Origin of the sequence: Spiroplasma endosymbiont of Nephrotoma flavescens, from assembly GCF_964030835.1 — a bacterium.
Classification (GTDB): domain Bacteria; phylum Bacillota_I; class Bacilli_A; order Mycoplasmatales; family Nriv7; genus Nriv7.
The window spans coordinates 261,435-275,046 of the sequence record NZ_OZ034982.1 but is presented as its reverse complement, the minus strand read 5'-3'; the positions used below and the strand labels follow the sequence as shown (position 1 = coordinate 275,046).

General features: G+C 29.9%; 17 protein-coding genes. 11 read left to right on the top strand and 6 right to left on the bottom strand.

Annotated elements, in window-relative coordinates; translation table 4 throughout:
- Positions 1-169: 169 nt before the first annotated feature.
- From AAHN02_RS01595 to AAHN02_RS01555, 9 genes are all read left to right on the top strand, one after another.
- Positions 170-346, top strand: a complete 177-nt coding sequence (locus AAHN02_RS01595) for a hypothetical protein (RefSeq protein WP_342277947.1) — start codon at positions 170-172, stop codon at positions 344-346.
- Positions 347-367: 21 nt separating this feature from the next.
- Positions 368-580 (top strand): hypothetical protein, encoded by a 213-nt coding sequence (locus AAHN02_RS01590; RefSeq protein WP_215825617.1) that lies wholly within the window; start codon positions 368-370, stop codon positions 578-580.
- 164 nt (positions 581-744) lie between these two features.
- The gene (locus AAHN02_RS01585; protein WP_338982011.1) at positions 745-975 is read left to right on the top strand and encodes a hypothetical protein; all 231 of its coding nucleotides are present in this window, start codon (positions 745-747) and stop codon (positions 973-975) included.
- Between the two features lie 15 nt (positions 976-990).
- On the top strand, positions 991-1,227 hold the full coding sequence (locus tag AAHN02_RS01580) for a hypothetical protein (protein WP_338966977.1): 237 nt from the start codon (positions 991-993) through the stop codon (positions 1,225-1,227).
- A gap of 31 nt (positions 1,228-1,258) precedes the next feature.
- Positions 1,259-2,248, top strand: coding sequence for a hypothetical protein (locus AAHN02_RS01575; RefSeq protein ID WP_342277946.1), 990 nt, complete (start codon positions 1,259-1,261; stop codon positions 2,246-2,248).
- 13 nt (positions 2,249-2,261) lie between these two features.
- On the top strand, positions 2,262-2,588 hold the full coding sequence (locus AAHN02_RS01570) for a hypothetical protein (RefSeq protein WP_342277945.1): 327 nt from the start codon (positions 2,262-2,264) through the stop codon (positions 2,586-2,588).
- 9 nt (positions 2,589-2,597) lie between these two features.
- The gene (locus AAHN02_RS01565; protein ID WP_342277944.1) at positions 2,598-2,843 is read left to right on the top strand and encodes a hypothetical protein; all 246 of its coding nucleotides are present in this window, start codon (positions 2,598-2,600) and stop codon (positions 2,841-2,843) included.
- A 117-nt stretch (positions 2,844-2,960) separates the two neighbouring features.
- On the top strand, positions 2,961-3,368 hold the full coding sequence (locus tag AAHN02_RS01560) for a hypothetical protein (RefSeq protein WP_342277943.1): 408 nt from the start codon (positions 2,961-2,963) through the stop codon (positions 3,366-3,368).
- A 23-nt stretch (positions 3,369-3,391) separates the two neighbouring features.
- Positions 3,392-3,856 (top strand): hypothetical protein, encoded by a 465-nt coding sequence (locus AAHN02_RS01555; protein WP_342277942.1) that lies wholly within the window; start codon positions 3,392-3,394, stop codon positions 3,854-3,856.
- A gap of 272 nt (positions 3,857-4,128) precedes the next feature.
- Here the strand turns inward: AAHN02_RS01555 and AAHN02_RS01550 are convergent, their stop codons facing one another.
- Positions 4,129-4,557 (bottom strand): hypothetical protein, encoded by a 429-nt coding sequence (locus AAHN02_RS01550; protein ID WP_342277941.1) that lies wholly within the window; start codon positions 4,555-4,557, stop codon positions 4,129-4,131.
- Between the two features lie 58 nt (positions 4,558-4,615).
- On the opposite strand from AAHN02_RS01550, the gene AAHN02_RS01545 reads away from it, so the two are divergent.
- Positions 4,616-5,560 (top strand): IS30 family transposase, encoded by a 945-nt coding sequence (locus tag AAHN02_RS01545; RefSeq protein ID WP_342277940.1) that lies wholly within the window; start codon positions 4,616-4,618, stop codon positions 5,558-5,560.
- Positions 5,561-5,926: 366 nt separating this feature from the next.
- Here the strand turns inward: AAHN02_RS01545 and pepF are convergent, their stop codons facing one another.
- The gene (pepF, locus tag AAHN02_RS01540) at positions 5,927-7,720 is read right to left on the bottom strand and encodes an oligoendopeptidase F (protein ID WP_342277939.1); all 1,794 of its coding nucleotides are present in this window, start codon (positions 7,718-7,720) and stop codon (positions 5,927-5,929) included.
- A 113-nt stretch (positions 7,721-7,833) separates the two neighbouring features.
- Between pepF and AAHN02_RS01535 the strand changes: the two genes are divergently transcribed.
- A complete protein-coding gene (locus AAHN02_RS01535; protein WP_342277938.1) occupies positions 7,834-9,195 on the top strand; it encodes a M17 family metallopeptidase in 1,362 nt (453 codons plus the stop codon).
- An 85-nt stretch (positions 9,196-9,280) separates the two neighbouring features.
- On the opposite strand, the gene tuf is transcribed toward AAHN02_RS01535, so the two are convergent.
- The 4 genes from tuf to rpsL all read right to left on the bottom strand — a co-directional run bounded on the left by tuf (position 9,281) and on the right by rpsL (position 13,572).
- On the bottom strand, positions 9,281-10,468 hold the full coding sequence (gene tuf / locus AAHN02_RS01530; protein WP_338969016.1) for an elongation factor Tu: 1,188 nt from the start codon (positions 10,466-10,468) through the stop codon (positions 9,281-9,283).
- 99 nt (positions 10,469-10,567) lie between these two features.
- Positions 10,568-12,646 (bottom strand): elongation factor G, encoded by a 2,079-nt coding sequence (gene fusA / locus AAHN02_RS01525; protein ID WP_342277937.1) that lies wholly within the window; start codon positions 12,644-12,646, stop codon positions 10,568-10,570.
- A 21-nt stretch (positions 12,647-12,667) separates the two neighbouring features.
- On the bottom strand, positions 12,668-13,135 hold the full coding sequence (gene rpsG, locus AAHN02_RS01520; protein ID WP_338967738.1) for a 30S ribosomal protein S7: 468 nt from the start codon (positions 13,133-13,135) through the stop codon (positions 12,668-12,670).
- Between the two features lie 23 nt (positions 13,136-13,158).
- Positions 13,159-13,572, bottom strand: coding sequence for a 30S ribosomal protein S12 (gene rpsL, locus AAHN02_RS01515; protein WP_338967736.1), 414 nt, complete (start codon positions 13,570-13,572; stop codon positions 13,159-13,161).
- Positions 13,573-13,612: the final 40 nt, after the last annotated feature.

Here is a 13,612-nt window from a genome sequence, read left to right as displayed (position 1 = left end):
GCGCATTAAGAATAGAGGTAAAAAAAAATCTTGGTTGATGTTTATAGTTGCGAAGCGGTGCGGAAAGCGTATGCTCCGCCCGCCAGTTATGGATGAGTTGAGTTATTTAACTAAGTTATTGCAATTTTTTGATTTGATGTAGTAAAAAAATAGTTTTGGAGTTTTAGAAATGAAAATGTGAGTTAGTGTGGATGAACCACCTAAAAATTATTGTCGAAAGTTTATATATTCTATTAATAAAAAAACTGGATTAGAACAAAAAATTTGAGCGTCTAAATCTGCAGTTGAATCTGTTAGAACTGATTTAGTCGGTGATAATTGACTTTGTGTTGATATTGCATATTAAAAAATTAAGGAGAAAAGAAAAATGAGTATTTTTGGATTAGTGTTTTTTACGATTTTAACATTATTACTAGCATACTATATTGCGGTTAATATTTATCGATTTTTTAAAGATAAAAAGAAATATGGTAGTGAAGCAAAACAGCTACCAAAAGATTTTACTTATTCACAACGAATATTTATTGCAAAGTTTAAACGAAATTTGTTAGAACAAGATGAAAAAGAAATTAAAAAGTAGGTTTAGAAAATGTTTAAAAAAATAATTATTGAATTAATTGAATTAATTTATCCAACTGCTGATTTACCACCCCAAGTTGTATTTTTGTTTTCAATTTTAATAATTGTAATGCTCTTCTCAGCAATTATTTTTCTACTCTTTTGACCTTTTAAGCGGTAATTATTATGTTTTTAGTTGCTTGAAAAGATTTAAATTGAGAAATGACAAAATTGTATTTTTGAGATTTATTTATTCAAATTAAAATTATTCCGGCGTGAGTTTCTGGTAAAGAAATTGATTTAACCAAAGAACTACTTTGACTTTTAATAGCGAATATTGCCTTTTGAATGGTATTAGTATTCATTATCTTATTTATGGTTATTTTATTTTATAAGGTTAAATCATATTTCGTTTAGAAGGGGGGTGATTATATGATTGGAACTTTCTTAGCCGATGTACCAGCAAAAATTACTGGCGAACAAGCGGTTACTAACTTATGAAAAGCATTAATTACAGCGTTCGGTAATATTTGAACTGATATTATTGGTGGTAATATGCCAAATGTCGTTAATTTCTTTGCTACATATTGAGTTTTCTTGCTTGGTGTGATTATTGGTTTATTTTTAATCGCTTTCAAAATGTTTGAAAAATTAATGCCCGGCAGATAGTAATAAAAATAAAGAAAGTGTGATTTAAGTGATGCTATTGTTTAAAAAAATAAATTTAAGATTATATGATTTTGTGACTTTAAATCGCACTTTATTTATTATTGCGTGATTTTATGGTGCGATTTTGCATTATTATAATCCCCAAAGTTGACGAATGTTATTTGATATTATTTATTTATTAATTGCTTTGTATATTTTATATACTAAAATTTCTCATTTCTTTGCTCGTCGAAGTTTTATTAATTTCTTATTAAATTCACCTTTAAATTTAGTAATTGGTGCTTTAGGAACTGGAAAAACCGCTTTAATGGTTTTAGCTTCTTACTTATTAAGTGGTTGAAAAACGATTTCTACTTTTCCGATTACAGATAAACAAATGCTTTCATTAGGGCATATGTCACTTTTAGATTATAATTATCCAATTTTAGATGAAAAGCATTTACTGTTATGAGATGAAACTAACTTATTTTTAGAAGGAACTGATTATAAAGAAAATGATAGAGTAACCCAAGGTTTACAAGAATATTTCGCTTCGGCTCGCCAATTTACCCCTATCATATTAGCAAGCGGACAACGAGCTGAACATATATGAGTTAAAGTTCGTGATATTGCGAATTCAATAATTGTTGGTATTAGAAAAAAACCAGTTAGTATTTTCCGGCCCTATTTACAAGTTATTTACGGCACTTTTAAATCAGTAAGCGAATACGAACAATGACGATTAACTCTGATTAATGCTAAAAATGATAAAAAAGGTCGCAAAATCAAGTATCGTAGCATTCCGGAATTAGACATTTATTTCTTTAAATTGAAAATTCCGATGTCAATTTTAAACCTTTATGATAATAAATATTTATCATTCTTGCGTGAATTAAGTAATCGTGCTTTGAATGATAATTATCAGCATAAATTTTGAAATGATAATGTGATGGATATTGAAGCATTAGAATATTTAAAAATGGAAAAATTTAGTAAGATACTTACTAAGTTAAAAAATAATCTAAATAAGAAAAATAAGTAAAGGAGTTTAAAAGATGGAAAACTTAGAAAAAATGGCTAGTTTGATTGGCGATATGCTTTATAAAGTTTTTGATTTAATTTGAACTTTAACCATTCCTGGAACAGATATTCGCATTATTATTTTTCCGCTAATTATGCTTGTAATAAATCTTGTAATTGGTGGTATTTTAGGTATTCATATTGAACGACCAAAAGTTGGTTTTCGTAAAAAATATCAAAAATCAGTTGCTAATTGAGGAGCTAAGAAAAAATCATCTAGTGGTCCAATTAAGAAATTCAGTGGTAATAGTCCTAAAAATAGACCGAGAGTTAACCAACATGGACGACGAATAAAAAGGTAGGTTTTTAAAATGTTTAAATTGATAATTTTATTTATTCTTGTTGCTGTTTTTTCTATTTTTGCTTTAAATGACTTTTTAGGTTTATGAGCCTATGTGCGTGAGGGTTTAGAATATTTTAATAAAGTTCTATCAAATAATATTAAAATTTTAGATTTATTTAAACCAATGATAAGGTTATTTTCTCAACATCCAATTTTCCAAATTTTAGGAACGATTTGCATTTTATCAACAATATATTTAATTTTAAGGACTTAAACATAGGAGAAAGGACAAATAAACATGTATAAATTTATGTCATGGTTAGTTATCGCTTTTATTGGTTTAGTCCCTATAGGTGCCTTCATTGATACAAAACAATTACCAAAACCCAATATGGAACAATCCTTTATGAAACGACAAAAACGAGCTACAAACCCCAGTCAATGTGGTAATAGTTGTGAATTAGAGTTTGCTAGCATTAAACAGAGTGCTTTTATTTATAATCCTTATTTTCAAAATAATTTTAATTCTAATCTCTTACAAGTTAAGAATCAGGGTTTAAATATTCCGTATGATATTCCAAGAAATGTTGGGGGTGGTTATTTTCCAAATCCTAGCCTTATTTTATTGGTTAAAGAAAAATCCAATGTTTATGATGAAGTTAATAATTTTTATCGTAATAATGGTACATATTCAAGTAATGCTTATGTTGTTGATAGCTTAGTTAAATTTAAAATTTCTATTTATGAATCAGAAGGTATATTTTATTTAAATTCATTTTCTGCCGAAATGCCTTATTAACTTTAGTAATTTAATAACCATTCTTGAAAATCGTATTTTTTGTAATACGGTTTTCTTTTAATGTTCGTGGTGGCAGATGTGATTTATATTTTGATTACAAAAATCTTCAAGTCGGCGGAATGTGGTCTTTATTTAACAATTTAAAAATTGGTTTTCACGATATTAAAAATTCAGAAGTTCCTAAAAACATCAAAACTTTTTATCGGTGAATTAAATCTGACCCTCGTTGAAAAGAATTAAAACAACAAATCAAACAAACTAAACGCCATTTTAAGCGTTATGAAGTTTCCGAGATTGGCCTTTTACAAATGGATGCTAAAATTATTACTACAACAAATTTTCCGGTTGATAAAAAATATTATATTTATGATTTCATTGACGAAATGACACGCATAGTATTTGGCTATGTTTATGATAGTTTAGGAACTAATAACGCAATTAACGCCGTGCAAAGAGCAATAAAAGATTTTGGTGAACTTGTGGCATAAGCATTAAACGCCTTCGCACTGATAATGCTCCGGAATTTACCACTACTAATTGAAGCAATAAAAAAGCATACAAAGTAAAAGAAAGGCCTTTTACAACCTTTCTTTCAAAGAATGGAGTTATCCATGAAACCACTCCAATTCGTTCACCACAAATCATTAAATAACAAAACTCCTTTTCAAATACTACAAAGATTTTTAAAAAAAATTTAAAAAAGTTGGAAATAATATATATATTATTTCCAACTTAATGCATTTAAACAAATATATTTACCTTAACTTAGCACTCTTAATTTTCATGCGTCGTAACTATCTCATAATTCTTTAACTTTTTTAGCACCAGCAGAGCCAATTTCTCCGGCAGGTCCTAATTTTCCGCTTTCTAAAACCTCTATTGCTTTGTTTTGAACTGCTTGTCTAACATCTCTATCCATTTCTACAGCCTTTCTCCCAACAGTTTTAACTCCACTTAATATATCGTCAAAAATACCTCTTTTAACACGAATTAAGTTTTGTAAATTATTATTTTCTTTAATTTTTGCTGGAACGTTTCCAACAAGTCCCGCCATTCCGCTTCCGGATATTGTTATTGTTCCTAAAATTCCTAGTAATTTTTTCATATTAATCAAATCCCTTTCGTGAATTTTTATTAATGCTGAATTATACTTGTAAGTGCAAGTAAATAAAATTGCAAAAGATTTCATATAAAAATTTCATGATGCTAAGTTTATTTTAGAAAAAGTAAATTTAAGGAGTTTTTATATGGGATACAAACATCTTGGCATAGATGAAAGAATTTATATTGAGAATCAATTGAAATTTAAAGTAAAAATTAGTGAAATAGCTAAAAATCTTAATCGAAGTATTAGTACTATTAATCGAGAAGTTAATAGAAATAAAGATAATAATCATTATTTTTCATTAATTGCACAAAATAAAGCAGAAAATAGAAAACAATTACATGTTTATTTTCATAAATTTAAAAATAGAGAATTAGTAAAATATGTACAACAAAAATTATTATTAGGTTGATCGCCTGAACAAATTTATGGCAGAATTAAAAATTTTCATCAAGAATGAATTATTAGTTTTAAAACAATTTACAATTGAATTTATTCTGAATTACTTGAAAAGGTTACTAGTAAAAATTTAAGAAGAAAAGGTAAGAAACGAAAATCTCAAGAAAATCGGGGTAAATTTAATGGTAAATCCATTAAAGAACGAAATGTTAATAATCGCATAACTCTTAGCCATTGAGAAGGTGATACTGTAGTATCATCACGAGGTAAAAGTAAATCATGTTTAATAACTTTAGTTGAAAGAACATCAAGATTTACTTTAGCAATATTAGTTGAAAATAGAACTACTAAAGTTATTAACAAAAATATTAGTCATTATTTATCAATTCTTCCAAATAATCTTGTTAAGACTATAACATTTGATAGAGGTAAAGAATTTGCTAATTGACAACAACTTGAAAAAAATTTAAATGTGAAAATTTATTTTGCTGATACATATTCACCTTGACAAAGAGGTACTAATGAAAATACTAATGGTTTAATTAGAGAAAAATTTCCTAAAAAATTTAATTTTTCAAACACTAATAAAAATGCAGTTCATAAATTTATATTGTCTTTAAACCAAAGACCAAGAAAAATACTAAATTATCTTTCGCCAATCGAATATTTGGTTAGAAAAATAATTTAGTTGCACTTAACTTTACAATTTGGCATATAATAAATATATTGCTAGTTTTAAATAAAATATTTTTAAAAAAACTGGTTTTTGTATAAGTCTCTCTCCTGATTTTAGACTAAGCATTTAGCAACTACCTCTCTATTTTTAATTACTTACATTTTTTAAACTTTCCTTGATAAATTCAAAAACTATCAACTCCTTAAAATATAAATATTTTTCTTAAACTTATAATGACATTATTATATCTAAAATTAAATGATTTCCATTGAAACTATTTTCTAAAAATGACATTGTGACCCATTTTAAAAACTAATTTAAAAAAGTCAGAAGTTTACTTCTGACTTTTAACATCTTTTATACAAGTTAATTTAGTTGTTATTTTAAAAGCTGTAATAATTTTTCCAATTCATCCAATAGTTGCTCCAAATGCTCCATTAACGGCACATAGGTTGCTTCCAGTGCTAAATCAATACCAACATCTTGCAAAATTAACATTGGTTCTTTATGATCCCCTGCTTTAAGAAAATTCAAAATGTTATCTTTATTGCCCTTTTCAAAATCATCATATAACTTAAACGAAGTTGTCACCGAAGTAGCATATTTATAAACATAATAAGGGGAATTAAAGAAATGTAAAATTCGCGGTCAAGCATAAATGCCATCATCAGCAATTTCATCATAAACATCATAACCATACTCAATTGAAACATCTTTAAACAATTTTGCTAAAATACTAGCATTAATCGGCTGCTCTTGTTCAACTATTTTATGAGCTTCCCATTCAAACTTAGCAAACTGAATTTGACGAAAGAAAGTAGCCATTAAATCATTAATTCTTGTTTCCAATAAATAAATTTGTTCATCTTTTTCTTTAGCTTGCGTATACAGATATTTAAATAAAAGATGCTCATTAAAAGTTGATGCCACTTCTGCTAAAATAATCGGATATTGTGCTAAATTAGGCGGTTGATATTTATTAGAAAATAATGTATGCACGGAATGACCTAATTCATGTGCTAAGGTAGCAACAGATCTTAATGAATCATCTCAATTCATTAAAATAATTGGTTCAACACCTTTACCTGATGACGAATATGCCCCACTGCGTTTGTTAGTGTCTTCAAAATAATCAATTCGCCCTGGTAATAAAGCGATATCTAACATCGTTAAATATTCTGCTCCCAATGGCTGAAAAGCTGCTTTTACCATTGCAATCCCTTGCACCACAGTATACTTATTATTTTCTGTTTTATTCATTAATAAATGACTATCAGTTGCATAAAATTTATCTAATTGAAAATATTTTTGTTTAATTTTAATAAAACGCCGATATAAATGAATATATGCTTTTCCAACTTCTAATAAAGTTAAATACATATCTGGCAATACTTTATCACCTAATAATGATGCTTGCAATGAACTTTCATAGTTTCTTAATTTAACTTCTTCAACACTATATTGAATAATATCTTCATACACTTTAGCTAATGAATGCTTCTTTGTAATTAAATGTTTGTTTAATAAGATACTAGTTTCTCGTCGTAATTTTTGATCTTCTTTGGGACGCGATAATTGTGCTATTGAAGTTGCTAATGATTCTGTTAATTCCTGTTTTTCACCATCATAATCAAGATATTGTTTTTCCTTATCAGCATATGCTAATAAATCATAAAGTTGATAACTAGTACTTCGCGTTTTAGCAACATTGTTTAATAATTCCTCTTGTTCTTCTGTTAATAAATATTTTACTTTTTCAAAAAATGACCGAAAATCATATTCAAAATTTTTTAATTCCGCATCATTTGCTAACATTTGCATAATTTTTTCCGCACCAATTTGTTTTAATTCTGGTTCAACAAATGACATCTTAGTTTGAATTTTTAATGACTCATTCATCATTAAATTACTTAAATTAATAAATCGTTCATCAGTAGTATCTAAACTACCATAATGTAAATATTGCGAAAGTTTTGCACCTAAAATTTCTCCCGCCTCTGACAATAAAATATATTGCTTAAAATTTTCTTGTTGATGTAATTTCCCTTTTAAATTATACAATTTACCATAATGACTAATATAATTTTGTAACGCCTTCGTTCATTCATCATCACTAGTAAATAAATAACTTAAATCTCATTGATACTTCTTATCAGCATTAATTCGTTTCATTAGTTGTATCCTCTTCCCTTATTAATCTATTTTATGATTATATCAATATATTACGGCATTTGTGCAATCAAAAATGTTATAATTTATATAATTTTATTATTAGGAGGAAAAATATGATTAACTTAACAAAAGAATCACAACAAAACATTGTAACTTTAAAAGCGATTTTTGAAGGCGCAGCAATTAAGGACACCGTTGAAAAATCTGAAGGAAATACAACCTTAATCGACTCAGAAAAAATCCTTTTCGTTTACTTTAAAGAAAAGAAAATGACATTTTGTAAATTACAGCAATGAATGAAAAAATTTAGCAGTACCAACACTCGGGAATTAAATATTGATGTTGCTAGTTTTACAACTGATGATTTTAATGAACAATTGGCATTACAAGCCATTAGTGAAGCCATTTTATATACCCAACATCAAGTAATATCTTATAAACAAGAAAAAAAGCAAGAAAAAGCAAACTATCATCTAATTACTAATATTAGTGATAGCACCGAAATTTTTAACACTGCTCAAATTAAACTAGATAGTGTTAATTTAACAAGAAACTTACAAGATACACCGCCAAACTTAATGTACCCAGAAATCTTTGCTCAAGATATTCAAAAAGTTTTTGAAGACATTGATAATGTTAAAATTACTATTTTAGATAAAAAAGCAATTATTGAAAATAAAATGGGTCTTTTACTAGCTGTTGCTAATGGTAGCCACAACGACCCCCGAGTTGTGATAATTGAATACACAGGAAATCCTAATAGCAAAGAAAAAATTGGTTTAGTGGGCAAAGGAATTACCTTTGATTCTGGTGGTTATTCATTAAAACCAGCAGCTTCAATGATTAATATGAAATTTGATATGTCGGGAGCAGCAATTGTTTGTTCAACATTATTAGCCATTGCTAAAATTAAACCCACAATTAATGTTGTTGCTGTTGCCTGTTTAACTGAAAATCGCATTGGAGGTCACGCCACCTTAGTTGAAGCTGTGGCAACTGCAATGAACGGTAAAACCGTTGAAATCTTAAATACTGATGCTGAAGGACGCTTAGTTTTAGCTGACGGAATTACTTATGCCATTAGAAATAACAACGCTACTAAAATTATTGATGTTGCTACTCTAACCGGAGCAATCGTAGTATCGCTAGGAAAACATGCTACAGGTGTATTTAGTAATAACAATGATTTTTACCACCAATTTGAACAAGCAAGTGATTTAAGCAAAGAACGCATTTGAAGAATGCCGATATACAAAGAAAATATTGAAGAAATGCAATGCTCACAAATAGCTGACTTAGCAAATATTGGAAAAATTCGGGATATGGGTTCTTCACAAGCGGCTGCTTTCTTACAAGAATTTGTTGAAGAAAAACCTTTCATTCACTTAGATATTGCGGGAACAGCTGATAGCGATTCTCGTGGTAGTGGGGTTATGGTTAAAACACTAGTTGAACTTTTAAGTAGAGTTAAATAGTAATAATTTGTAAAATTAAAAAGTTATCTATTTTAAATAGATAACTTTTTCTTTGCTTTTTATTTTAGTTTATTTTTTAAAATTTTTATTCTAAAATCTTATTAATTATTCCTGAAGCTACGGTTTTACCACCTTCACGAATAGCAAATTGTGTTCCTTCTTCTAAAGCAACTTTAGTATTTAACTCAACAGTTATTTCAGTATTATCACCAGGCATTACAAAGTCAACACCAGCAGGTAAGGTAACTGTTCCTGTTACATCTGAAGAATGTAAGTAAAATTGTGGTTGATAATTACTTTTAGTTGCCGTATGACGACCACCTTCAGCTTTTGTCAATAAGTAAATTTCTGCTTGAAATTTACTATGAGGCGTAACTGTTCCTGGTTTACATAAAACTTGTCCTCTTCGTACGGCATCTTTTTCAACACCTCGTAATAAGATTCCAACATTATCACCAGCTCTAGCTTCATCTAGCGTTTTGTGACCAGTTTCAATACTTGTAGCAATACTTTTAATTACCTTATCACCAAACCCAACAATTTCTACCGCTTCACCAGGTTTTAATATTCCCCGATCAACAAGACCAGTAGCAACTGTTCCACGACCTGGAACACTCACAACACTTCCAACTGACATCATAAATGGCTTATCTAAATCTCGCTCTGGCGTTGGAATATATTCATCAACAGCTTTCATTAATTCAAGAATTTTTGCTTCTTGTTCGGGATCACCATTTAATGCTTTTAATGCTGAACCTTCAATAATTGGTGTATTGCCACCATCAAAGCCATGTTTAGTTAATAATTCTCTAATATCTTCTTCTGCTAAGATTAACATATCAGGATCATCAAGTAAATCAACTTTATTTAAATAAACAACTAATTTTTTAATTCCCACATTTTTAGCCAATAAAACATGCTCATTAGTTTGGGGCATTGCGCCATCAGTTGCAGCAACAACTAAAATTGCTCCATCCATCTGTTTTGCACCCGTAATCATATTTTTTACATAATCAGCATGCCCAGGAGCATCAATATGTCCATAATGTCTTGCTTCAGTTTCATAATCAACATGGGCAATATTAATTGTAATACCTCTTGCTTTTTCTTCTGGTGCAGCATCAATTTCATCATATTTTCTTGCTTTTGCTCCACCTTGCTTTGCTAATACCGAAGTAATCGCTGCTGTTAAAGTTGTTTTACCATGGTCAACATGACCAATTGTTCCAATATTAACATGCGGTTTACTTCTTGAAAATGCTTCTTTTGCCATTTCATTTCTTCCTTTCATTTTTATTACTACTTTTTAAAAAAGATATTTATATTTTATCTTAAATTTATCTTAAAATTCAAGTTGCTAACAACAAAATTATTATCCTTGTTTTGAATTTTGGGCAACAATTTTTTCACTAACCGATTTTGGTGTTTCTTGATAGTAAGAAAACTGCATTGTATAACTTGCTCTTCCTTGTGTAAAGGACCTCAAATCAGTTGCGTACCCAAACATTTCTGCTAACGGTACTTTAGCTTTAATAACTTGAACATTACCTCTTTGCTCACTGCCTTCAATCTGACCTCTTCTTGAAGAAAGATTTCCGATCACATCACCATAATATACTTCTGGTGCTACAACTTCAACAGTCATAATTGGTTCTAACAATACTGGTTGCGAATGCTTCTTAATTTCTTTTAAAGCCATTGAAGCCGCAATCTTAAATGCCATCTCTGATGAATCAACATCATGATATGACCCATCAAATAATGTTGCTTTAATATTAATTAATGGATATCCCGCTAAAACACCACCAGATAAACTAGCTTCTAGTCCCGCTTTAACAGAACTAATATATTCGCGGGGAACTCTACCACCAACAATCTTATCAACAAATTCAAATCCTTTATCTGGATTAGGTTCAAATTTAATTCATACATGCCCATATTGTCCACGACCACCTGATTGTTTAATATATTTACCTTCACAATCAGATGAAGCTTTAATAGTTTCACGATATGATACTTGTGGATTTCCAACATTTACTTCAACTTTAAATTCTCGTTTCATGCGATCAACAATAATATCTAGATGTAATTCACCCATTCCCGCAACAATTGTTTGTCCAGTTTCATTATCAGTTCATGTTTTAAATGTTGGATCCTCTTCAGCAAGTTTTGATAGCGCTAAACTCATTTTATCTTGATCAGCTTTAGTTTTTGGTTCTAATGCTAAAGAAATAACTGGTTCTGGAAAAATCATTGATTCTAAAACAATCGCATGCTTCTCATCACACAAAGTATCACCAGTTGTTGTATCTTTCAAACCAACAGCCGCTGCAATATCACCAGCATATACTTCTTGAATTTCTTCACGATTATTAGCATGCATTTTTAATAATCTTCCAATGCGTTGTTGTTTATCTTTAGTAGCATTCAAGATATAAGAACCTGAGTTTAATACCCCTGAATAAACACGAAAGAAAGTTAACTTTCCGACATAAGGGTCAGTCATAATTTTAAATGCTAAGGCAGCAAAAGGTTCATCATCAGATGCTTTTCTTTCTGCTTCTTCACCATTACGAAGCACCCCTTTAATGGCTGGGATATCTAATGGCGATGGTAAATAATCAACAACCGCATCTAATAACAACTTAACCCCTTTATTTTTAAACGCTGATCCACAAACAACAGGAAAGAATTCAGCTGTTAAAGTAGCATTACGAATCGCTTGTTTAATTTGTTCAACACCAATCGCTTCGCCTTCTAAATATTGCATCGCTAATTCATCATCAAGTTTAGCAAGTGTTTCAATTAAACTACTGCGCTTTTCTTTAACTAACTCTTGTAATTCATTAGGGATCGGAATTTCCTCTACTGTTTCATGAATATCATTTTGATTATAATCATATGCTTTCATTTCAATCAAATCAATAATACCATCAAAATTATCTTCACTACCAATTGGCAATTGAATTGGATGAGCATTACCTTGTAAACGGTCATAAATTGTATTAATAGAATATAAGAAGTCAGCACCAATTTTATCCATTTTATTAATAAACACAATTCTTGGTACCTTGTAAGTATTTGCTTGCCTTCAAACTGTTTCTGTTTGTGGTTCCACACCTGACTGGGCATCTAAAACCACAACTGAACCATCTAATACTCGTAATGACCGCTCTACTTCAACAGTAAAATCAACATGCCCTGGCGTATCAATAAGATTAAGTCTGAATTCTCTTCAAACCGCTGTTGTTGCTGCTGAAGTAATCGTAATGCCGCGTTCTTGTTCTTGAGCCATTCAATCCATTTGTGAACCACCATCATGGGTTTCTCTAGCTTTACGAATTCTTTTAGTATGTACCAAAATTCTCTCAGTAACCGTAGTCTTACCAGCATCAATATGTGCTATAACACCCATATTGCGAGTTTTTTCTAAACTATATTCTCTTGGCATTCTCTATCTACTCCTCTTAAATTATCAACGGTAATTAGCAAAGGCTTTGTTCGCTTCTGCCTGTCTTTCGGTTTCCTCTTTTTTCTTAACAGCGCCACCTGTACCATTTGATGCATCAATAATTTCTGCTGCTAACTTTTCTTCCATACATTTTCCATTACGACTATGTGAATAATTAATTAATCATCTAAGACTCAATGTCATTTTTCGCTCTTCATATACCTCAATAGGTACTTGATAATTAGCACCACCAATTCTTCTTACTTTCAACTCCAATTGTGGTGAAACATTATTTAATGCTTTATTAAAAATATCCGATGGATCATCATTTGTTTTTTCTTTAATAATATCAAAAGCTTGATAAAGAATTGTTTGGGCAATTCCTCTTTTACCATCAACCATAATTTTATTAATTGCTCTCGTAACCAACTTTGAATTATATATTGGATCTGGTAAAACATCTCGTTTTTCTGCTCTTCTTTTACGCATATAATAACTCCTTTCTTAAACTATTACTTTTTAGGTCTCTTTGTTCCATAAATTGAACGACCTTGTTTTCGCCCTTCAACACCAGCCGCATCTAAAACACCACGAATAACTCGATAGCGCACTCCTGGTAAATCCTTCGTTCTTCCGCCTTGAATAAGTACCACTGAATGCTCCTGCAAGTTATGTCCTTCACCAGGAATATATGCTGTTATTTCTAAACCATTACTCAGTCGCACACGAGTAATCTTTCTTAAAGCTGAGTTAGGTTTCTTTGGCGTTTTTGTTTTCACAAGTTTACATACTGCTCTTTTTTGGGGAGAAGAACCAGTAGTTTGCTTTCTTCTTAATGAGTTATATCCTACTCCTAATAACGCTGACCTTGACTTACGAGTCTTTCCTTTTCTTGGCTTGTGAATCAATTGATTAATTGTTGGCATAATTAATACTCCTTTCATTCTTTCATAGTGTTATTATTTT